General features: G+C 40.1%; 19 protein-coding genes. 10 read left to right on the forward strand and 9 right to left on the reverse strand.

The features are described from left to right. Nucleotides 1–152: 152 nt before the first annotated feature. A complete protein-coding gene (locus tag B9Y87_RS00310; protein ID WP_139827107.1) occupies nt 153–788 on the forward strand; it encodes a Crp/Fnr family transcriptional regulator in 636 nt (211 codons plus the stop codon). Between the two features lie 257 nt (nt 789–1,045). Beyond that, nucleotides 1,046–1,948 (forward strand): universal stress protein, encoded by a 903-nt coding sequence (locus B9Y87_RS00315; protein ID WP_085495086.1) that lies wholly within the window; start codon nt 1,046–1,048, stop codon nt 1,946–1,948. Here B9Y87_RS00315 and B9Y87_RS00320 read toward each other — a convergent pair. Next, nucleotides 1,941–2,168, reverse strand: coding sequence for a hypothetical protein (locus B9Y87_RS00320; RefSeq protein WP_085495088.1), 228 nt, complete (start codon nt 2,166–2,168; stop codon nt 1,941–1,943). The genes B9Y87_RS00315 and B9Y87_RS00320 overlap by 8 nt on opposite strands. Nucleotides 2,169–2,386: 218 nt before the next feature. Here B9Y87_RS00320 and B9Y87_RS00325 point away from each other — a divergent pair, with 218 nt between their 5' ends. Together B9Y87_RS00325 and B9Y87_RS00330 are read left to right on the forward strand one after the other, a co-directional pair. Next, the gene (locus B9Y87_RS00325) at nt 2,387–3,091 is read left to right on the forward strand and encodes an NUDIX hydrolase (RefSeq protein WP_085495090.1); all 705 of its coding nucleotides are present in this window, start codon (nt 2,387–2,389) and stop codon (nt 3,089–3,091) included. Between the two features lie 401 nt (nt 3,092–3,492). Next, nucleotides 3,493–4,650 carry a homogentisate 1,2-dioxygenase gene (locus tag B9Y87_RS00330; protein ID WP_085495092.1) on the forward strand — a complete coding sequence of 386 codons (1,158 nt, stop codon included), beginning with the start codon at nt 3,493–3,495 and terminating at the stop codon, nt 4,648–4,650. A gap of 48 nt (nt 4,651–4,698) precedes the next feature. Here B9Y87_RS00330 and hutG read toward each other — a convergent pair whose 3' ends face one another. The 7 genes from hutG to hutH form a co-directional block, all read right to left on the reverse strand. Further along, the gene (hutG, locus tag B9Y87_RS00335; RefSeq protein WP_085495095.1) at nt 4,699–5,670 is read right to left on the reverse strand and encodes a formimidoylglutamase; all 972 of its coding nucleotides are present in this window, start codon (nt 5,668–5,670) and stop codon (nt 4,699–4,701) included. A gap of 182 nt (nt 5,671–5,852) precedes the next feature. Further along, nucleotides 5,853–6,815: a glycosyltransferase family 2 protein gene (locus B9Y87_RS00340; RefSeq protein ID WP_085495098.1), complete on the reverse strand. Its 963-nt coding sequence runs from the start codon at nt 6,813–6,815 to the stop codon at nt 5,853–5,855. Nucleotides 6,816–6,865: 50 nt separating this feature from the next. Continuing rightward, on the reverse strand, nt 6,866–9,271 hold the full coding sequence (locus B9Y87_RS00345) for a tetratricopeptide repeat protein (protein WP_085495100.1): 2,406 nt from the start codon (nt 9,269–9,271) through the stop codon (nt 6,866–6,868). A gap of 155 nt (nt 9,272–9,426) precedes the next feature. Then, the gene (locus tag B9Y87_RS00350; protein WP_085495102.1) at nt 9,427–10,281 is read right to left on the reverse strand and encodes a class I SAM-dependent methyltransferase; all 855 of its coding nucleotides are present in this window, start codon (nt 10,279–10,281) and stop codon (nt 9,427–9,429) included. Between the two features lie 238 nt (nt 10,282–10,519). Next, nucleotides 10,520–12,532 carry a urocanate hydratase gene (locus tag B9Y87_RS00355; protein WP_085495104.1) on the reverse strand — a complete coding sequence of 671 codons (2,013 nt, stop codon included), beginning with the start codon at nt 12,530–12,532 and terminating at the stop codon, nt 10,520–10,522. An 18-nt stretch (nt 12,533–12,550) separates the two neighbouring features. Further along, on the reverse strand, nt 12,551–13,798 hold the full coding sequence (gene hutI / locus B9Y87_RS00360) for an imidazolonepropionase (protein ID WP_085495106.1): 1,248 nt from the start codon (nt 13,796–13,798) through the stop codon (nt 12,551–12,553). Nucleotides 13,799–13,850: 52 nt separating this feature from the next. Beyond that, complete coding sequence (hutH, locus tag B9Y87_RS00365; RefSeq protein WP_085495108.1) at nt 13,851–15,431, reverse strand: histidine ammonia-lyase; 1,581 nt, start codon at nt 15,429–15,431, stop codon at nt 13,851–13,853. 77 nt (nt 15,432–15,508) lie between these two features. Between hutH and B9Y87_RS00370 the strand changes: the two genes are divergently transcribed. Together B9Y87_RS00370 and B9Y87_RS00375 are read left to right on the forward strand one after the other, a co-directional pair. Next, the gene (locus B9Y87_RS00370) at nt 15,509–16,402 is read left to right on the forward strand and encodes a LysR family transcriptional regulator (protein WP_085495110.1); all 894 of its coding nucleotides are present in this window, start codon (nt 15,509–15,511) and stop codon (nt 16,400–16,402) included. 42 nt (nt 16,403–16,444) lie between these two features. Then, nucleotides 16,445–16,996: a nitroreductase family protein gene (locus tag B9Y87_RS00375; RefSeq protein WP_085495112.1), complete on the forward strand. Its 552-nt coding sequence runs from the start codon at nt 16,445–16,447 to the stop codon at nt 16,994–16,996. A 9-nt stretch (nt 16,997–17,005) separates the two neighbouring features. Here B9Y87_RS00375 and B9Y87_RS00380 read toward each other — a convergent pair whose 3' ends face one another. Next, on the reverse strand, nt 17,006–17,521 hold the full coding sequence (locus B9Y87_RS00380; RefSeq protein ID WP_085495114.1) for a DUF456 domain-containing protein: 516 nt from the start codon (nt 17,519–17,521) through the stop codon (nt 17,006–17,008). A gap of 1,546 nt (nt 17,522–19,067) precedes the next feature. On the opposite strand from B9Y87_RS00380, the gene B9Y87_RS00385 reads away from it, so the two are divergent. The 4 genes from B9Y87_RS00385 to ruvC all read left to right on the forward strand — a co-directional run bounded on the left by B9Y87_RS00385 (nt 19,068) and on the right by ruvC (nt 22,649). After that, a complete protein-coding gene (locus B9Y87_RS00385) occupies nt 19,068–19,430 on the forward strand; it encodes a BlaI/MecI/CopY family transcriptional regulator (protein ID WP_031442281.1) in 363 nt (120 codons plus the stop codon). After that, nucleotides 19,427–21,424 (forward strand): M56 family metallopeptidase, encoded by a 1,998-nt coding sequence (locus B9Y87_RS00390; RefSeq protein WP_085495117.1) that lies wholly within the window; start codon nt 19,427–19,429, stop codon nt 21,422–21,424. The genes B9Y87_RS00385 and B9Y87_RS00390 overlap by 4 nt, the downstream gene beginning before the upstream one ends. A 158-nt stretch (nt 21,425–21,582) precedes the next feature. Continuing rightward, nucleotides 21,583–22,059 carry a hypothetical protein gene (locus B9Y87_RS00395; RefSeq protein WP_085495119.1) on the forward strand — a complete coding sequence of 159 codons (477 nt, stop codon included), beginning with the start codon at nt 21,583–21,585 and terminating at the stop codon, nt 22,057–22,059. Between the two features lie 32 nt (nt 22,060–22,091). Beyond that, a complete protein-coding gene (ruvC, locus tag B9Y87_RS00400; protein ID WP_072862979.1) occupies nt 22,092–22,649 on the forward strand; it encodes a crossover junction endodeoxyribonuclease RuvC in 558 nt (185 codons plus the stop codon). Nucleotides 22,650–22,682: the final 33 nt, after the last annotated feature.

Here is a 22,682-nt window from a genome sequence, read left to right on the forward strand (position 1 = left end):
CATGCAAAGATGCTCATGATTGCTATTTATAAACATGATAATTGTCAGTTTTTGCTCTGTTAATAACCTTTAAATTTGCCATATCGGGTAATTTGTTAGTTATGGGCAGATGTGAAAATTGTATTATTCGTCAATTCAATTCCTTACGTGCGATGAGCAAGGAAGAATTGAAAAGGGTTTCAGACACCAAAACTACCAAATTAGTAAAAAAAGGTGAAACCATTTTTGGCGAAGGAGATAAGCTAAATGGTGTTTACTGTGTTAGGGATGGAGTCTCCAAGTTATCAAAATTAAGTCCAAACGGGAAGGATCAAATAGTAAAACTGGCAACTCAGGGTGCAGTTTTGGGACAGCGTTCCGTTATTACCGAAGAAGTGGCCAACCTAAGTGCAATTGCGGTCAACGATATGGAGGTCTGTTTTATTCCCAAAGATGCCATTATGGATAGCCTTAACAGTAATCCCAATTTTGCTGTGGAAGTATTGAGACATATAGCCCACGATTTAAAGGAAGCCGATGATGTTATCGTAAATATGTCGCAAAAAACAGTGAAGCAGCGGATAGCAGAGGCTTTTATATATTTGGAGGAAAATTTTGGAAAGGATAAGAACGGCTATTTGGCTTTAACGCTATCTCGCGAAGATATAGCCAATGTAGTAGGCACGGCTACAGAATCTGCCATTCGGATTATTTCAGATTTCAAAAAACTGGGGTTGATAAAAGCTTCTGGAAAAAAAGTGGCCATTGCGGACAGAAAGGCACTTGATGAAGTGGCAAAAGGAGGCTGATATTTATCCTTGTCTATGTCATTGGGCCATACGTGCTTCCTTAATTCCCCATTTGTCTCTTCATTGTATGATTCATTTTTTTTTTGTACATATTTAGTAGTACTGAATATCCCTAAATGGACAACCGTCAAAGTTCCTCTGTCCTCGTTGGTCAATCCAAAAAGCTGATAAATATCATAGTTCAGGTTTTGTACTTCCCATAATTTTACCCCATAGTTTTAACCCCTAACCAAGGTTTTAATAAAATATAAAATAGTTTGAAAAAGATATTGTTACCTACAGATTTTTCTCCCAATGCTTGGAATGCAATTAAATATGCAATTTCCCTTTATAAGCATGAGGAGTGCGAGTTTTATATTTTGAATACTTATACGCCTACCATTGCACATAGTAGGTTTATGGCGACAGGCGCCGGTGGCAAAGCTTGTGAGGATGTGGTAAAGAATAATTCCGAAAAAGGTTTGGAGCAACTCTTGGCAAAGATTCAGGAAAAGTACCATAATCCCAAACATAGGTTTGTTACGATTTCTTCCTTTAGTTTATTGGTAGATGAAATAAAGAACATTATTGAGACCCATCAAATTGGTCTGGTGATTACGGGAACAAAAGGCGCTTCCGGTTTGGAGGAAGTGTTCATGGGGAGCAATACCGTAAGAATTATAAAATCTATAAAGAACTGCCCGGTACTGGCCATACCACAACATTTTAAATTTAAGACTCCTTCCGAAATAGCATTTGCAACAGATTTTAATAGGTTTTATACCACTTCAGAATTAAGGCCCTTATTGGAAATGGCAAAAGCCTTTAAAGCGGCCATTAGGATAGTCCATGTGCAATACGAGATCAAATCACTTACAGAAGTACAACAGTTCAACCTTAATATGCTTAGAAAGTATATAGGTGAGGTAGAGCATTACGTGCATACGGTTTCAGAATTGAATTCGGTTTCACAGACCTTGGAGGTGTTTGCAAACGAATTGGACATCCATTTGTTGGCCATGCTCAATTATCAGCATAGTTATATGGAAAAAATGACACGTGAACCTGTTATTAAACGAATGGCTTTTCACACCCAAATACCCTTATTGGTAATACCGGAATTAGGTATGGGAACTCCTCCCAATAACAAAAACCGCAAGGAAATATCGGCCTCTAATTAATTTCACCGCTTATGGGATAATCCTCATAGAAGTCCTTAAAGGTCTTGTCTGTGGTATAGTTGTCCGTAAGCACTTTGAATACCATATATACAAGCATTATTTGTCCAATGACCGTAAGGTAAAAAACCCAATTAAAGGGAAAGTTCATGGTCGCCATTATGGTCAGTGAAATTAGGACCATGGTTGTTGCGACTACCCAGAACATAGCTGTATTTTTCATCTTTTTTTTACTACAAGTTATTGAAAATCAAGTAATTTTAATGTTAAATGACTGCTAAATGTGTATAGGGCCATTTTTAGTATTTGATGAAAAATAATAGGTTGGATTTGGTCTTGGAAACTTGTTTCCGGATTTCACGATCGGGTTTAGGGGTTTAAAATCGAGTCTATTATTGATTTGAAATATATTTTTGATATTTTAGTACATTATACTTTATAATGAAGGCCTTGGAGAATCATCTACCTTATATTGAGCAGCCCAAAATATTGGTAGCAACAGACTGTATTGTATTTGGTTTTGATGAGGGTATTTTGAAGCTCTTGGTCTTCAGAAGGAGAATAGATCCCTTGAAAGGTGAGTGGTCCCTGATTGGCAGTTTCGTAAATGAAGAGGAGAGTGTTCCGGATGCTGCGCGCCGAGTTCTTTTACAGTTTACGGGCTTGGAGAATATATTTTTGGAAGAACTGAAGGCGTATAGCGATGTGGACAGGGATTCCGGTGCTAGATGTATTTCCATTGCCCAATATGCATTGATCAGAATTAATGATTATGACAGGGAACAGGTAGAATTGCATGGTGCCAAATGGTTTGCTTTGGACGATGTTCCCCAACTGGTACTTGATCATAATACCATGATTACCGATGCCTTGGACCGATTAAGGCAGAAAACTACGCACAAGCCTATTGGATTTGAGCTTCTTCCTGAAAAATTTACCATTCCGCAGCTTCAATCATTGTATGAGGCCATACACCGGACTAAATTGGATGATCGTAATTTTAGAAAGAAACTATTATCCTTCGATTTGCTCATTAAATTGGACGAGAAAGATAAATCTACCTCAAAAAAAGGCGCTTTTTTGTATAGGTTCAATTATGACAAGTACAAAAAATTGGAAGAATCAGGATTTAATTTTGTACTCTAGGCAATCTAATCTGCGAGCTGAAGGGATTGTCCAAATAAGCTTGTCCAAACAATGAAAATCTAAAAACCTTTACTATCTTTGCCAAGTTGTGTTGTGTCTCAATGCAAATTGAGGCAAGGTTGTATTTGTCGATTTTTCCGGAGGTAAATCTGGAACGACAAGCGCCGATGAAAGGCTTTCCATTTTGGGAGGCTTTTTTTGTTTTTAATACCCAGTAATTAACGCTTTAAGGGTTTTAATTAATTTGCTCAAATCCTCTTCTCGGGATATTGTTACAATGGCTAGGGATTAAAAAACTATGAAAATTCCACCATAGCATCACTAAGAATTGAAACTCTACATTTCAAATACTCCTTATTTTATCGTATTTTTAAATAGGAATCATTAATAAGGATATTGCTATGCCCTTGTATCACAAATTAGGTAAAATTCCCTCCAAAAGACATACTATTTTTAAGAAACAGGACGGAAGCCTGCATTACGAGCAATTGTTTGGAACCATCGGTTTTGATGGTATGTCATCTCTAATGTACCACCTGCATAGGCCTACGATGGTCAAGGAAGTGGGGAAGTCCTTCGATGTTTCCCCTAAAGCCATGGTGTCCCATAATATCAAGTCCAGATTGCTAAAAGGTTTTGAAGTGAAGCCAATGAACGATTATTTGGAAAGTAGAAATGTAATGTTGTTCAATTCCGATGTTCATATCTCGCTTGCGGCACCCAAAAAATCCCTGACAGATTATTTTTATAAAAATGCCGATGCGGATGAATTGTTGTTCGTCCACAAAGGTACGGGGGCGTTAAGAACGATGTTGGGAGAAATTAGATTTGAATACGGGGATTATCTTGTTATTCCGCGTGGAATGATCTACCAGATTACTTTTGATACGGAGGAGAACAGGTTGCTGATTGCGGAATCATATCATCCCATTTATACCCCAAAGCGATATAGAAATTGGTTTGGACAGCATTTGGAACATTCCCCGTTTTGCGAGCGCGATTTTAAATTGCCGCAGAACTTACAGACCTATGATGAGTTGGGCGATTTTATGATTAAAGTTAAAAAACAAGGTCAATTGCACCATTTGGTGTATGCTTCCCACCCTTTTGATGTGGTAGGATGGGATGGTTACAATTATCCCTATGGCTTTTCCATACATAATTTTGAGCCCATTACCGGGCGGGTTCACCAACCGCCTCCAGTGCATCAGACTTTTGAGACTTCAGCCTTTGTGGTCTGCTCCTTTGTGCCCCGTTTATATGACTATCATCCCCAATCCATACCTGCCCCTTACAATCATTCCAACATAGATTCGGACGAGGTATTGTATTATGTGGATGGTGATTTTATGAGCAGAAAGAATATAGACAAAGGATATATTTCACTACATCCTGCGGGGATTCCCCATGGCCCTCATCCAGGTACGTATGAGGCTAGTATTGGAAAATCCAAAACCGAGGAATTGGCAGTGATGATAGATACCTTTAGGCCCTTGCAGCTTACCAAGGCCGCCTTGGATATTGACGATGGCACGTATTTTCAATCTTGGTTGGAATAAAGTTCTCTTGTTGCTGGGATTATAAATGGCCTACCCGGGCATACGATATTATTGGCTATGGTGAATTACGAAATGAACAAGGGAGGCGGCCAATTTAGCCGTTTGTTGGTCAATATCATAAGTTGGGTTCATTTCAGCGATGTCGAGGCTGATCATTTTTTTTGATGCCATTATGATTTTCAAACATTCCAAGACTATTTCCGGCGAGAAACCCATTGGGGAAGCGGCACTAACGCCAGGTGCGTAGGCCGAGGAAAATCCATCCAAATCTATCGTGGTGTAGATATAATCCACTTTCTTGGCAAATTGCGCTATTTTCTCTTTTATTTCATCGAAATAAAGGAGGTTGAAGTTTGCTTTTTCAACATAGGCAACACCTAGGTCCTTTGCAGTATCGTAAAGGGTACTGTTATTGGCATCTTCGCGGATCCCCAAACACATGTATCGGAAATTTGATTGCTCCAGTTTACAGTCCTGTGCAATTTGGTAGAAGGGCGTGCCGGAATTATTATTGGTTTGGTTAGTTCGTAAATCAAAATGGGCGTCAAAATTAATAATGCCTATGGATTTATTTTTGCCTTTCATGGCCAGATAATTTTTTATTCCGTTATAATGGCCATACGCCATGTCATGACCTCCTCCCAAAAGTATGGGGAAAGTGTTTTGATTTAGCAATTGGGTGACTGTACGCGACAATGCGGTTTGTGTTTTTTTTAAATCCCCATCATTACAATCTACGGTTCCCGTATCCAGCAATAAAGCGTTTTCTGTTAAATGGTTTGGGAGTTTGGCTAGTTGTTTACGTATGGCATATGGGCCCAAAGCTGCACCAATTCTGCCTTCGTTCCTTTTAACACCCTCATCGCAGGCATATCCTAATATTGCCCAGGACTGTCCATTTATACTGGGGATTTGCTCGGAATTAAGATCAATGCAAATCACCTTTTCATGAAGATAAAGCTGTTGGCCAGACTTGCGTCCTGTCCAAAGTAAAGGGTCTATTTTGGTATAGGTGTGCATTTTTACAGAATTTTATGGGCTGATGGCCTAGTTAACCAATTCATTGATGCTTAGGGAACTTTGGACAAAATAGTTGAAAAACTAATTCGCTATCCTATAAAATATCATTATCAATATTAGTGTTTTTCCCTTGGACCACGGTATCTGTTGCACAAAATATTTTGTGACAAAGTTGATGGCCCTTATTGGGCTTTTGGCGCATTTATTATGTCGTATTGGATAGCCTGAAGGATAAGTTGAAAGCCTAATATAATGGATAGGGTAACGATCATAATGGTACCAGTAGGGGCAAAGGTGTTTATAGAGGCATAATAGATCCATTCCGTGATGCCGAATATAAGCCCGAACATAAACAATGGAAAACCAAATAATAGGTATACAGATCCAATATTAAAATCGTATAGGAAATATTCCTTTACAATACGTTTTAAAAATGTACTGGTTAATCTAGCTCCAAAGACAAAAGGCATTTGCCATATTTTCATACTCGATTTTTCCTCACCGTATATGGCTGGCATAGCAACATCCTTTATAGCGGCCTTTTCAAAGTATAGTTGTGATAAAAGGGAGGTTTCAAAATAATAGCGGTTGGCCAGTTTACTAAAATCCAACTTTTTAACAACATCGGTCTTAAGAGCCAAGAACCCGTTGGTGGGATCAAAATTGTGCCAATAGCCCGTGGCCGATTTTATAAGGAACGATAAGCCTAGATTGCCAATTCTACGGGCAAGTGGCATGGATCTCAAAGCCTTTAAATCCCTAAACCTATTCCCTTTGGCAACATCACACTTGTTTGCAATTAATGGATCCAGTAATTCGGGAAGGTAGCCCAAGTCCATCTGGTCATCGGCATCTACCTTGATTATTATTTCTGCCCCAATTCCAATAGCTTTTTCAAAACCTCTTTTGGTAGCGCCACCTACCCCTAAATTTGTCTGATTCTCTAAAAAATAGACCGTTGTTTTGGATGGTACAAGTTTTTCAATATCCGCTTTGGGCAGGGGTGTGGGACTTTGGTCGTCTACAATAATAACATTTTGAATGTAATCCGGTAATTTGGAAATGACAAGCAATATTTCATTGGAGGCATTGTAAAATGGTATTACAACAGCAATTTTAATTGAGCGATATTTCTGTGTTTCCATGATTGCCGGGTTAATTGGGATTCATTGTTGCAATAGCGTTGACTTTTATTCTATTGGTTTTTCATCTGTTCTTGGGCGTAATTGAGATTGCCCTTGGCCAGTTTGGATCTTGCGTCTAATTTTAACGCCTCAGTACATGCCGCTATTGCCTTTTGGTATTCCTTTAGTTGGTTGTAGGAAGAACAAATGTTGTTATAGGCAATGGCGTTGGGTGCAATGGCGATCGACTTCCTTGCGGCAGCGATACTGGTTTGGTATTTTTCCTTTTGATAAAATTCCAGACTAAGATTAATATAATAGGCAGATGCTTTCTTATCCGATAAATCTGAAATGGCATTGGCCATATCCTTCTTTTTGTTCTTGGCATTTTCCAAATTGTTCTTAGCCAATTGATAGGACGGGTTTATTTTCAGTGCTTTGTTATATGCCTCTATGGCTTCGTCATAATTTAACAGATAAAAATGGCCTATACCTATATTATTTAAGGCATCGGCGTATTCCGGATTTAATTCCAATGCTTTTTCAGCGATTCTTATACAATCCTGGTAGTTGCTTTCATTGAAATATTGTAAGCTCAAATTTAAATATTTCTCTGGGCTTGGAGCATTGTTGACCTCTTCTTCCAAAACTGTAAGTATGGATTTTTTATTCAAGGCAATGTCCAGATATTTTTTTGCCATATCATCTTTTGGCCGGTTTTCCAGAACTTCATTGCTAAAGCTTTTCATGTTTTCCCAATCCTGAAGTTTATGATAGGATTTAAAGATATAGTCGTTGGTTTCAAGATAATTGGGAACACTTTGGTTTACTTGTTTAAATTGGTCTATAGCCTCATTAAATTTATTGTTCTGAAATAAATATCGACCATAGAAGTATTTGGTTTTATGGTTTGCATCGTTTAGGGACAAGGATTTTTGGAAATATTTGTCGGCACTTTCCTTATCCCCTATAGCATTTTTCAGGATGCCCATATTAGTGTAAATACTTGAGTAATAGGGAACATATTCCAAGGCATTGTTAAATGATATTTCAGCATTGGTATAATCGCCCTGGGCCATTAATGCCAATCCATAATTCATATGTCCTCGACCATTTTTTGGACTTTTTAGAGTAACATCCTTCCAAAGGCTGATTTCGTCTTTCCATACTTTGTTTCGCTGGTGCACGCCATAGGCATTGGCAAACAAGAAAAAGATTATGAATAGGGTTATAATGGACATACCTTTTTTTGAAGTCAGTATTTTGGGAAAATAGGTTTCAAGAATATAATTGGTGCCAAATACAAAAGCCATTGTAAGTCCCATGTATGGGATAAAGCTCCGGTGATCATTAAGCACCTCGGCAAAGGGAAGAACAGAGGAAGAAGGCAATAACGAGATAAAGAACCAAAGCAGGCCAAAGGAAAATAATTTGGTTTCCTTCTTTTTAGAAGTTTTTAACGCTAGGAAAATCAATATACCTATTCCTATAATGCCCAATATGGCCCTGTAATCCAAAATCGATTCAAAAGCCACCCAGTCTGTATCTGCAGATAGGTTATAGGGAATAAAATAGGTTAATATATAGTGACATATAACCAAAGGCTGGGTTATTAAATAATTGTAGCGATCAGGACCTCCGGGAGCAAATGTATCCGGGAGCATACTGAAATAGAAAATTAGAAAGGCCAGCGTCAGAACAAAGGATGGAAAAACTTTTACAAAGGATCGGATGCATTTTTTAAATTCTGTTGTCCTGTAGAAGCGCAAAAGATCTACATCCTCTTCAAAAATTAAAAAATACAGGAACAAAAGCGGTGAAAACACTAAGGCCATCTCCTTGGAAAAGAAACCTATAAATGGGAAAATGAGGTAAAGATGCCATTTTCGCCATATTCCGCCACTCAAAAATGCGACAAATCCCAAAAGCACATAGAAGCCAGCGACAATTTCCGACCGTTGTATAATATAGTTGACCGTTTCTGCATTGGCACACAATAAACCAAAGGAAGCCGCTATCAGAAGTCCCCAGAACTGATTGTAATTGGAGAATTCCAAGCTGTCCAAGAGTTTTTTTACAAAAAGGAAAAGGGCTGCGCAAGTTAAAATGAAAAATATAAAAATGTGGATATGGAATACCAGAGGGTCCAGTCCATCTCCCAGTTTGTAATCAATAGCATTTTCAAGGGTGGTATAGGGTCGATAAGACCTATTGCTGGGGAGAGTACTAAAGGTTGTTACATCCTTAAAAAATGTCACTACGTTCACTTCTGTAATGGCTTTGTTGTCCTCTATGGTATGGGAATCATCAAAATGAAAGCCATTTTGGAAATGATTGGAGTAGGCCGCAAAGAGAGTTAATATAAAAAGGAGGCCAAGTAGGATAAATATCGGATCTCTTAAGGAGTTTTTGTTATCGCTAGAAAATCCGGTAAACTGGTGTATCGATTTTTTAATTTTTAGTAATCTTTCAATCATCGAGTTTGGTGATTTTATACTTCTTGGTGTTTTAACGGTTAGGAATCAAATAGTTCCAAACTGCCCATTCGTAATAATAATCAAACTAAATTAACATTTTAACGAGATTTGATTTTAAATGTTGTTTGGAAGAAACTACATTTTTTTCTACCCATTTACCTTTTTACAAATATAAAACAACGGGTGTCCGGGAAAACTTGTAGAAAGGGAAACAAAATGAACATTCCAATTTTAGATGCCATTTTCGCGAGCATTCCTTGTTGATTATCCTGTTCTATCCTATCTGATATTTCAGATAAATTGATAGTTTTTAATGGAAAAGATTCCACGCCTTCAAAATTGTTGTCTTGGGCCAGTTTGTGCATGGTTTGTTTGGTAAAGTAACTCATATGTGGGCTGTGAAAATTAAATTGCCACATTCTGTCCATCAAGGATTTTACCCCAAATAGATAGGCTATTTTGGAAATGAAATAAATTAAACCATCTTGTTGCGGTAAATTAACGATCAATAGGCCTTCGGGATTTAGTAAATTGTAATTGGCTTGCATAATTCCCTTTAGATCGGGTAGGTGTTCCAATACGTCATTATAGGCAATAAAATCAAAATGTGATTCTTTTGGAAGATCTTGTGGAAAAAAACCATTCGTAACTTGCAAGCCTTCCTTTTTGTAATGTTCATTGAAACGGGTTTCCGGTTCAATACCCGAGCAACGAATACCATGGTCCCTGCATACCTCCAAAAACCAACCATATCCAGGGCCTACCTCCAGTCCCTTGGATTCAATTTCTTTATTTTTCTTAATAGAGGCTATGATATGTTGGAAATTCTCTTTCCTTAAATTGATGAGTGCTTTTTCACGGGTTTCTTCATTTAAATCGGAAACCATGCTTTTATTGAATGTGGCATCGGGACAAAATTGAAAACCGCAGTTTGCACATTCATGTACATTGAATTTAAGCTGGTATTTTAATTTGGAATTGGGCTGGTTACAGATTGGACAAGGAATCATTATTTTAGATGTACTAATTTATAGAATGTTTGTTCCAACAAAAGGGGGAACAATCCTTATTACAATGTCTATATTTCTGGATGAGGGACTGTTCAGCGAATAAAAATAAATGATTCCCTGTAATATTTAAAATTTTGGATATCTATTTTTGCCCTAAACACGGTGGCCCGTAGGATTTTGATTACGACATAAGCTTGTTGGGCATAGATGGCAATCAAAAAAGACTTGAAATTAATTTTTATTGAAACAACAAATCCAGTAATTCATCCTCAACTATATTTGGCAAGGTAACCTTTAATTCCGGTGTACGCGCCATTTCCCGTTTTATTGTAAATAATGCTTCTTTGTTTCTGGCCCAACTTCTTCTCGATATTCCATTATTTACATCATAGAACAGCATGTTTTTTAAGTGCCTCGCGGCATTGTCCGAACCATCCAGGACCAAACCGAAGCCACCGTTGATGACTTCTCCCCAACCAACTCCACCACCATTGTGAATGGATACCCAGGTGGCGCCCCTAAAACTATCGCCGATGACATTGTGGATAGCCATATCTGCGGTAAATTTACTGCCGTCATAAATATTGCTGGTCTCCCTAAAAGGGGAATCCGTACCGCCTACGTCATGGTGGTCCCGCCCTAAAACCACAGGTGCACTGATTTCTCCAGAGTTTATAGCAGCGTTGAAGGCCATGGCAATTTTGGCCCTTCCCTCTGCATCTGCATATAAGATTCGGGCCTGAGACCCTACTACCAATTTATTGGATGAAGCTTCCCGGATCCATTTTATGTTGTCCTGTATTTGTTGCTGGATTTCAGAAGGTGCATTAGTGCTAATTTCTTCCAAAATTTGAAGTGCAAGATCATCGGTTAATTGTAAATCCTTGGGGTCTCCCGAAGTGCATACCCACCTAAAGGGTCCAAAGCCGTAATCGAAACACAAGGGACCTAAAATATCCTGCACATAGGAGGGGTATCTAAAATTGATGCCATTACACGCCATTATATCTGCTCCCGCCCTGGAGGCTTCCAATAAGAAAGCGTTGCCATAATCAAAAAAGTAGGTCCCTTTGGCGGTATGTTTGTTAATGGCCTCGACTTGCCTTCTTAACGAAGCTTGTACTTTTTGCCTAAAAGCTTCCGGATTACTGCGCATCAAATTATTGGATTCTTCAAAAGAAAGACCAGCGGGATAATACCCTCCGGACCATGGGTTGTGAAGAGAGGTCTGATCGGATCCCAAATGAATGAATATGTTTTCCTGGTCAAACCTTTCCCATACGTCAACAATGTTACCGATGTAGGCCAGGGAAACAACTTCTTGTAGTTGTATGGCCTTTCTGGTTCGTTTAACCAATTGGTCCAAGTCTTCCAAAAGCTCATCTACCCAAGCTTGCCGGTATCTTTTTTGTGCGGCAATTTTGTTTACCTCCACACATATGGTAATACAGCCTGCAATGTTTCCCGCCTTGGGCTGGGCTCCGCTCATACCCCCTAGACCAGAGGTGAGGAATATTTTTCCTTTGGCCGATTCTCCTTTTTGTAAGACTTTTCTAAAGGCGTTCAGGACAGTAATAGTAGTGCCGTGAACTATTCCTTGCGGCCCAATATACATATAAGACCCGGCCGTCATTTGTCCGTATTGAGTAACACCAAGGGCATTATATTTCTCCCAGTCGTCTTGTTTGGAGTAGTTGGGGATCATCATCCCATTGGTTACTACCATTCTTGGGGCCTCTTTGGAGGAGGGAAATAGCCCCATGGGATGTCCGGAATAAATATGCAGGGTTTGTTCGTTGGTCATATTCGCCAAATACTGCATGGTCAAAAGATACTGCGCCCAGTTCTGAAAAACGGCACCGTTGCCCCCATAGGTTATTAGTTCTTCGGGATGTTGTGCTACATTAGGATCCAAATTGTTTTGGATCATTAGCATAATACTGGCAGCTTCTACCGTTTTTGCCGGATAATCACTAATTGGTCTTGCATGAAGCGAATAATCTGGCTTAAAGCGATACATATAGATTCTGCCCAGGGTATTCAATTCTTGGGAAAATTCTTTTCCGAGGATCTCGTGCCAATCTGGAGGAAAATAGCGTAGGGCATTGCGTATGGCCAATTTCTTCTCTTCTAGGGTTAGGATATCCTTACGTTTTGGGGCTCTATCGGCATTCTTGGGATAGACCTTTGTTGGCGGCAGTTCCTTTGGTATGCCTTGGAGTATTTGTGTTTTAAAATTCTCGACCGTCATCGTTCGCGTCTTTTTTGATTATATATTTACTGCCAATTTTCCTTTTTTGTAGACAAGGGAAGGGGGCATCATACCTTGCTGGTAAAGAATCTCCTGGTAATCGTTGGTTGGAAATGCTATGAAATCGGCCAATAATCCGGTTTTTAATATACCCCTGTCCTGTAGGTTTAAAGCAGCCGCTGCCCTATAGGTAATCCCCGCCAACACCTCTGTATTGCTGAGTTTTTCAAAGGCACCTAGAACTGCGGCCTGTAACAATAAATTACCCATTGGGGCGGAACCTGGGTTCCAATCACTGGCTATGGCCAAGGCTGCTCCGGCATCCAACAAGCGGCGGGCAGGGGTATAGTTGCAGCCCAATCCCATAGAGGCGCCCGGCAAGGCGGTGGCCACTACATTGCTTTTGGCCAAAAGCTTAATTTCTTTTTCTGAACTGGCTTCCAGATGATCGGCACTTACTGCCTTATATTTAACCGCCACCCCACTGCCTCCGGTTGAAAATTGGTCGGCGTGTACGGTGATATCGAACCCCATGGACTTGGCTTTTTCATAGTATGCTGCAATTGAAGCGGGAGAAAACGCCCCTTCTTCCACAAATGCATCGATCCTATTGGCTAACTGTTCCTTTTTTAGAATTGGAAATAGTGAAGTGCTTATTTCCAGGAGATAATCGGCTGGACTCCCTTTGTAGTTTTTTGGCACCATATGTGCTGCCAAACAGGTAGGGATCAGGTCGGACTGGCACTGTTCGTTGGCCAATGCAATGGCTCTTAACATTTTTAGTTCCTCCTGTACCGACAGTCCGTAGCCGCTTTTCACTTCTATGGTAGTCACGCCATGGGTCAAATGTCTGTCCGACCTTATTTTTACCCCCTCTATAAGGGAGGAAGTGGTGGCTTTTCTTGTCTCGGTAACGGTATCCCAGATTCCACCGCCAGCTTTGGCAATCTCTAGATAGGTTTTGCCGTAATTGCGAAGGGCATAGTCCTTGGCCCGGCTTCCTCCAAAGCAAATATGGGTATGGGCATCTATTAAGCCGGGAAGGCATACCGTATTGGTTTGAATATTTATATTTTCGGCATTTAGGCCATTTGCTATTTCCTGAATTTGGGGATAAGGTCCTATGGCATGAATTTTTTCATCTACCATAATAATACCCCCGTTTTCAACAATTGGCAATTGCTCGTCCGAAAGAGCTCCTTTTAGTGGTAAACCTGCCATGGTCAAAATTTGTTTAAAGGGGCCTATAAGGGTATATTTTTTCATGATTGTCTAATGTCTATAGCATGCAGATTTATGCTGTTGGCTTGGCTATTATTTAATATTTTTCAAATTCCTCTTCGAATGGACTTTCCATTTTCATATTGTTGCGTTTCATTGTTTTTTCTACCGAATGTAATATGGTGCGTTCCTTGATCAGTTCGATTCCTTTTTCAATATCATCGGAAAACACCCTGTCCTTATCGGCAAAGGCCACTTTTTTGCGAATAGTTTTGTGTACTTCATCCAACAATACTCCAGATTTCATCGGTTTTCTAAACTCAAAAGCCTGTGCTGCCGTTAGGAGTTCAATGGCCAATATTTTCTCTACATTTTCCAATACCTGAAGGGCCTTTCTGCCGCTGATGGAACCCATGCTTACATGGTCTTCCTGGCCTAGGGAAGTAGGGATGCTATCCGCACTGGCCGGGAAACACAATCCCTTATTTTCACTGGCCAAAGCCGCAGTGGTATATTGCAGGATCATATATCCCGAATTGATGCCGGTGTCTTTCATCAACAATTTTGGAACTCCTGGACTGTTGCCTTCCAAGGCCAAATAAATACGGCGGTCAGAAATATTGCCCAACTCGGAGGCTGCTAGGCAGGCGTAGTCCAGTGCCATGGCTAAAGGCTGTCCATGAAAACTTCCCCCACTGATCGTTAATTCTTCATTAATGATGATGGGGTTATCCGTAACTGAATTTAGTTCTATCTCCAACAGTTCTTTTAAATGTAACCAGGCATTTCTGGAAGCACCATGTACTTGGGGGATGCACCTAAGCGAATAGGGGTCTTGTACCCGCTCACAATCTATGTGGTCTTGCATAATTTCCGAATCTTCCAATAGAAAACGGATTTTAGCGGCCACGTAGCTGTTGCCTTTAAATGCGCGCAGGTCGTGCAGCTCTTTATAAAACGGTTTTACGCTACCCTGTAATCCCTCGATCATCATGGCTCCAATGATGTCGGCATGTGTAAGGCAAGCGTGCATTTTGTCTATGGCCATTACAGCATGGGCAGCTATAAATTGGGTGCCATTAATAAGGGCCAGCCCTTCTTTGGGGCCCAATTCCAAAGGTTCCAAGCCATATATGCTATGTAGTTGTGCTGTTGAAATCACCTTTCTTATATACCTAACTTTTCCTAATCCTATTAGAGGCAAAAATAAATGGGATAATGGGGCAAGGTCACCGGACGCTCCTACCGAACCTTGGGAGGGTACTATAGGAATTGCATCGTTGTCTATATGCCATATTATTCGGTCCAAGGTGGCTTCGGCAATACCGGAGAAACCTTTAGCAAGGGAATGGGCCTTTAAGACAAGCATTAATTTTGCAATTTCGTTTTCAATAGGCTGTCCAACCCCTACACTATGACTTTGAAGTATATTGGTTTGTAGTATTTTGGTTTCGGTTTTGGAAATCTTGGTGGTGCACAAGGGGCCAAATCCAGTATTGATTCCGTAAACGGGTTGCCCCATCTCTACAATACGTAATACGGTTTGGTGACTTTCCCGAATTTTTTTTCTTGCTGTTTCAGAGATTTGCCCTTTGATCGTTCCCCTTACAAGACATAAGGCCAGGCCTGCAGTTAGATGATCTTCCCCGAAAAAAAAGATTTTTTTTGAAGTAGCCATGGGATTTTTTTATCAATATAAATTTATTGATTAAGTTTGATAATCACCAATACTATTAATGTATATACTTAATAACTATGGGTTATCAATTAGAGCTCAGACATTTCAATTACTTTTTGGCAGTGGCCGAAGAATTGCACTATAGAAAGGCAGCGGAAAAGCTATGTATTTCCCAGCCTGGTTTAAGTAGACAGATTAAGCAAATGGAAGAGATTTTGGAGGTAAAGCTTTTTGTTCGGACCAAAAAGAAGGTAAGCCTTACCGCAGCAGGGGAATATCTGAAAAGTGAAATAGAGTTTATCCTCAATCATTTGGAAGTTACCAAGAAACAGTTGAGGCATATTAGGGATGGTAATTTTGGGGAAGTCCGAATAGGTTTTTTGGGTTCGGCCATGCAAGAAGTGATTCCCGATCTTTTGATAAAATTAAAGGATAAATTTCCGGGAATCCAGACCAATTTGGAGGAGTTGTCCAACAATGCCCAGATCAATGCCATTGTAAAGGATAAATTGGATATGGGATTTGTACGTACGGCCAGGGTACCTGAAGGATTAAATATTGAACCGGTCTATACCGATACTTTTTCGGTTGTTTTGCCGGAACTATATCCATTATTGACCAGGGAATTCCGGGATGTAGGGCAATTGGCGGAAGAGAATTTTATTCTGTTCGCCCAAGATTATAGTCCGTTGTACTTTGATACAGTCATGAGTATTTGTGAGGATGCTGGTTTTACCCCCAAGGTTTCCCATAAATCGGTACATGCCCAGACTATTTTTAAGCTCGTGGAGAATAATTTGGGGATAGCCATAATTCCCACTTCCTTACAATACGGGTTTCAGATGAAGGTGAAATTTATTGAGCTAAAGAACATTCCACAAAGAGCGGTGCTATCCGTTTGTTGGAAGGAGGACAATAGGAACCCTGCCCTGCGGCATTGTATTAATTTATTGTTAAACCAATCGCGCTAGGGGATTTAAAACTTTAGTTTGCAATATTTAAATAGAGAGATTATGATTTTTGATATAATTAAGAAGCGTAGGTCTGTTTTTCCTGCCCAGTACAATGATAAACCTATAAGCAAGAAGAACATCGAAAAGGTGTTGGAGGCTGCCAACTTTGCGCCTACCCATAAGAAAACGGAACCTTGGCGTTTTAAAGTATTACAAGGGGAGGCGAAAGAGAAATTGGGCTTGTTTCTGTCCTTGAAGTACATGGAAACCGACCCCAAACCAAAACAGTTCAAGGTAGAAAAGTTGATACAGAATCCTAAAAAAGCGGCGGCTGTCATTGCCATTTGTATGCAACGTGACCCCTTAGAAAGTTTGCCCGAATGGGAAGAGGTAGCTGCAACTGCCATGGCCGTGCAAAATATGTGGCTATGCTGTACCGAGATGGGCATAGGTAGCTATTGGAGCTCCCCGGGGCTGATTAAATATATGGACGATTTTTTTGAGCTGAACTCTGGGGAGGTATGCCTAGGCTTTTTCTATATGGGCTATTATGACGAAGAAATTCCTGAGGTCAGCAAAGGCCCATGGCAGGATAAAGTTACTTGGATGTAGAAATGCAGGTTAATTAAAAAAGGGAAATAAGTCCGATTTGTATTCCCACGCTTTAAATATAAATAGGCCTAAATAGATTATGGTGACCATAAATTTCAGGAAGGTACCCGTTAAAAAGCCTAAAAATGAACCAAAGGCGGCCTTTAGTGCCGTTTTTTGGTCTGCCTTGTTGATTAATTCCCCGGCCAAAGCCCCCAAAAAAGGCCAGATTATGATTCCAAAAAATCCAAGAATTGGAAATACTAAGGCCACCAAAAGTCCAATGGTAGTACCTATCATACCCCATTTACTTCCCCCGAATTTTTTGGTACCCCAAACGGGAATAATATAATCGAGGGCAAAAACCATTATGGCTATGGCCAAGGTAATTCCCAAAAAGACCCAATCATCAGGAATGGCTTTGGTAAGGTAGAGGAGGAGCAGGCCTACCCAACTAATAGGTGTTCCTGGCAATACCGGTAAAAAACTTCCCAATACGCCAACGAACATTAAAACAAATCCAATAATCAACAATGTAATATCCATATTAATCTTTTGAATTCCCACAGGAATACGTTCTCTATTTGACGAAGATAGGGAGGAATTGTTACATGGATATGGCCACTACAATTTCATGGTCTTTTATGGGACTTCCCACCCGAATAGGGAGAGAAGCCGCACAAGTTTGGTTTTGACCGGGGTGTATTTTAAATTTTGTTTGTAGTTGAGAAGTGGAATACACAATTGAGGTGTAGGTTGTGCTCCTAGTGCGATTTAGTTCACGACATTTTATTTCAGGGGTATTCGTGAACCTTCGGTTTCTCGTCGCTATTGCTCCGTCGAAATGACTAGGGGTGGTCACTTCGACAGTGGCCCTTTTAGGGACGATTGAGAATTTACACAGGTTTTGGTTTTATTTTGGGATCCTATATTTCATGTTCGTAGTGGTAGTTACATCGCTGATTATTTTCAACACTTCGTTTAGCCACTTGTGTGATTTCTCCTTAACCGTCGAAATGACTAGGGGTGGTCACTTCGACAGAGTCCCATTTCGGGACGATTGAGAAGTTACACAGGTTTTGGTTTTAATTTTTTGGGATCCTATATTTCATGTTCGTAGTGGTAGTTACATCGCAGATAACTTTAAAACTTCGTTGAGCTCCTTGTGTGATTTCTCCTTAACAGTCGAAATGACTAGGGGTGGTAACTTCGACAGTGGCCCTTTTATGGACGATTGAGAATTTACACAGGTTTTGGTTTTATTTTGGGATCCTATATTTCATGTTCGTAGTGGTAGTTACATCGCTGATTATTTTCAACACTTCGTTTAGCCCCTTGTGTGATTTCTCCTTAACAGTCGAAATGACTAGGGGTGGTCACTTCGACAGTGGCCCATTTCGGGACGATTGAGAAGTTACACAGGTTTTGGTTTTAATTTTTGGGATCCTATATTTCATGTTCATATTGGTAGTTACAGCGCGGATAACTTCAAACTTCGTTGAGCTCCTTGTGTGATTTCTCCTTAACAGTCGAAATGACTAGGGGTGGTCACTTCGACAGTGGCCCTTTTAGGGACGATTGAGAATTTACACAGGTTTTGGTTTTATTTTGGGATCCTATATTTCATGTTCGTAGTGGTAGTTACATCGCTGATTATTTTCAACACTTCGTTTAGCCACTTGTGTGATTTCTCCTTAACCGTCGAAATGACTAGGGGTGGTCACTTCGACAGAGTCCCATTTCGGGACGATGGAGAAGTCGCACAAGCTGGGTTTTTGTCTAGGGATATTTCAATTTTTACTTGTAGTTGAGAAGTTGAGCAGACAATTGAGGTTTAGGTTGCGCCACAAGTGCGATTACTTCTCCCTATTGGTCGTTCGAAATGACTGATTCAGTCCCCTATTGATGGCGCGAGCCAGCCTCAGTTGGCAGAAAGGCGTCACGCTCGTGCCTATTTAGAATTCAGATTGGAAAAATTCTAGGATGAGTTTGACGCTAGCTATAGCTTCGAATCAATTTTTTAACTAAAAAATTAGTTTAAACTAAATATTTAGTTATATTTGTTATAATGTTCAACTAAAAAGTTAGTTAAATGAAACAGTTAACCAAGGCAGAGGAGGAAGTAATGCAGGTTCTATGGCAGTTGCAGAAATGTAATGTGGCCGCAATTATTGATGAACTTCCAGAACCCAAACCGGCGTACAACACGGTTTCCACTATTGTACGCATTTTGGAAAGTAAAGGTTTTGTAGACCATGAGCAGGAGGGTAGGGGCTATCTTTATTTTCCGTTGATCAAGAAATCGGATTACGGCAACCAGTCCATCAACAAATTGGTGGACGGTTATTTCCAAGGCTCATTTAAAAGTATGGTCTCTTTTTTTATGAAAAAGAATGATATGAGCCTATCAGAATTGGAATCCATACTCAAGGAAATTAAAAAGGAAAAGGAATGATACGGTATATTCTAGAATGCATGGCCTTCCAGCTATTGTTTTTGATTGTTTACGATCTGTTCCTGAAACGGGAAACCTTTTTTCAATGGAACCGGGCATACCTGATCGGGACATTTGTGCTTTCCCTATTGCTACCTTGGATAAAGATTGAGGCTTTTAAGACTACGGTGTCTTCCGAATATTTTATATATCCCGAGTATTTGTGGGGGATGGATATGTCCGAGGGGATGGTTGTTGCTCCTGAAAATTCTCCATCATTTGATCTCTCTGCCATCGAAATAATTTTTTACGGCGGAATGGTCATTGCAGCCTTGCTTTTTGCTTACAAATTGTTCCAAATAAACCGACTAAAACGTCATGGCGAGATCCGTTACTTTAAAGACTTCACCAGGGTGTTAGTGCGCAATAGTAATATTGCCTTTTCATTTTTCAGGTCGATTTTTTTGGGCGACCAAGTGTTGCAAAAGGAACATCAAAGCATTATTCAGCACGAGCTGGTACATATAGAACAAAGGCATACCTGGGACCTGTTGTTCTTTGAGCTGGTGCGCATTATAGGCTGGTTTAATCCTTTGGTCTACGTTTATCAAAACAGGGTTTCAGAATTGCACGAGTTCATCGCCGATGCAAAAGTGGCCAAGACCCATAAGGCGGAGCAGTATCAATTATTGTTGTCGCAGGTCTTTCAAACCCAACATATTTCTTTCATCAATCAATTTTTTAAAACATCATTAGTCAAAAAACGAATCGTCATGTTACAAAAATCAAAATCGAAAAAAGTTTGGCAACTCAAGTATTTATTGTTGTTGCCTTTGGTAGTAGGAATGCTGCTCTATACTTCCTTGGAGGCCCAAGAAAATGGAATTTCTGAGGAAGAACAGGCTACTAGTGCAGAACAGTTAATAAAAAAAACCAAATTGCCTCAACTTGGTAATCCTAATCAAGACGATGTTGATGTTCCTTTTTCTCAAGTAGAAAAAGTTCCAATTTTTCCTGGTTGCGAAGACACGGAAAATATGAGGGATTGTTTTCAAAAACAAATACAGAAACATATTGGTAAGAATTTTAATTATCCAGAAGAGGCCATGGAAAAAGGAATTCAGGGACGCGTAAATGTTATGTTCGTTATTCAGAAAGACGGAAGTATAGGGAATGTTCGCATGCGAGCGCCTGATAAAATTTTGGAAGCGGAAGCAGCCCGCATCATTTCCTTACTCCCGAAAATGGTCCCAGGGGAGCACAAAGGGAAAAAAGTACGTGTACCTTATTCCATACCAATTACATTTAAGCTGCAGCGACAAGATGAATTTGGTATTAGCAAGAATGATGATGGAACAGTAGATGTAGCCTTCGCAATAATAGATAAAGTTCCAGTCTTTCCAGGTTGCGAAGATGTAGGGGATGTAAGAGCCTGTTTTAATCAAATGTTACAGAGGCATATTGGAACGAATTTTAGATATCCTGAACAAGCCCAGGAAATGGGCATTCAGGGACGGGTAAATGTGCTGTTCATTATTCAAAAGGATGGAAGCATAGGTAATGTTAGGTTACGCGGTCCGGACAAATTATTGGAAGATGAGGCGGCCCGAATTATTTCTTTGTTGCCGCAAATGACCCCTGGGGAACACCGTGGTGAAAAAGTACGGGTACCTTTTTCGATTCCGATTACCTTTAAGCTTGAGGGCCCTAAAGACAATGGTACATCTCAATCCCCAGAATTAACGTCTGTTTCGAATACGATGTCTGTAATGGCAATTGTTAAAAAGGTTGGTGGCAAGGAGTATCTTCGATGTATGGTTACCGATGGAACCAAAGGGTTGCCAGGGGTAAATGTTTCCGTACGAGGAAAAAATGAGGTTGCGGTTACAGACTTTGATGGGATAATTGAGATCGAAGCCCATACAGGAGACGTCTTAACTTTTCAGTATAAAGGATTGCCTACTACCATGCTTGTTGTTACGGAACAACAGAAATACCATATTACCAATAAGTAAACACTACTATTTATTCCTAAGAAGTGACTATTGTTCTACGGCAATGGTTATTTCATGAAATTTGTAACCCATAGGATTGGACTATTGAGGAGGAAATTGACAGCTACAGCCCTTAAATTGATCAAAAAATTGTAATTTCCGCCCAGAATCTGGCATACATGAGGAAAGTTGCGGTTTTGGCTTGTTTTTGTCTTTTTACCTCTTGCGACTGGTTTACTTCCAAAGAAGAAAAAACCCAAGATTTGGTAAACGAGGAAATGCGCAATATAAATTTTAATGAGGTGGATAAGTATCCCTTGTTTGACAACTGTGATGAAATGTTGGACAAGGAGGGGCAGCTGGAGTGTTTTCAAAATACACTATTGGAGCAGTATACGGAGACGTTGGAGGATTTTGAGTTTCAATTTGTGTCCGATATCAATACCTCTATATATGTGGATTTTTTGGTAGACTACAAAGGAGAAATATCCGTTTTGGAAGTGCAGCGCAACCAGGATATTGAAAATCAGATCCCGGAATTTCGCACAATCATCACCCAAAGCTTAAAAGGATTGCCCCCATTATCGCCCGCACTAAAAAGAGGGGTCCCGGTTTCCTCAAAATTCAGGATTCCTATTATTGTGAATTCCAATTGAAATATAAATCTAGAATATAAACAATTCCTGCCTTGGCAAATGAAAAGATAATATTGGGAATAGACCCCGGAACCACCATCATGGGCTTCGGTCTTATAAAGGTGGTCAATAAAAAGATGGAGTTTATTCAAATGAACGAACTCCTGCTTCAGAAATATGCCGACCCCTATACCAAGCTTAAACTTATTTTTGAGCGCACCATAGAACTCATCGACACCTACCACCCGGACGAAATAGCTATTGAGGCACCTTTTTTTGGTAAGAATGTCCAATCTATGCTAAAGCTCGGCAGGGCCCAGGGGGTAGCCATGGCTGCAGGCTTATCGCGTCAAATTCCCATCACGGAATACCTTCCAAAAAAGATTAAAATGGCCATTACGGGAAATGGTAACGCCAGTAAGGAACAGGTGGCCAAAATGCTTCAAAGCGTACTGGGTTTAAAGTCGCTCCCCAAAAACCTGGACAGTACCGATGGTTTGGCAGCAGCCGTCTGTCATTTTTATAACGAAGGCCGTATAGAAGTGGGCAAAAGTTATAGCGGTTGGGATGCCTTTGTGAAACAAAACGGTGATAAAATCAATAAACAATAAACAATAAACAATTGGCAATTGTCAATAATATAT

The sequence above is a fragment of the Arenibacter troitsensis genome (assembly GCF_900177645.1).
In the GTDB taxonomy this organism is placed as follows: domain Bacteria; phylum Bacteroidota; class Bacteroidia; order Flavobacteriales; family Flavobacteriaceae; genus Arenibacter; species Arenibacter troitsensis.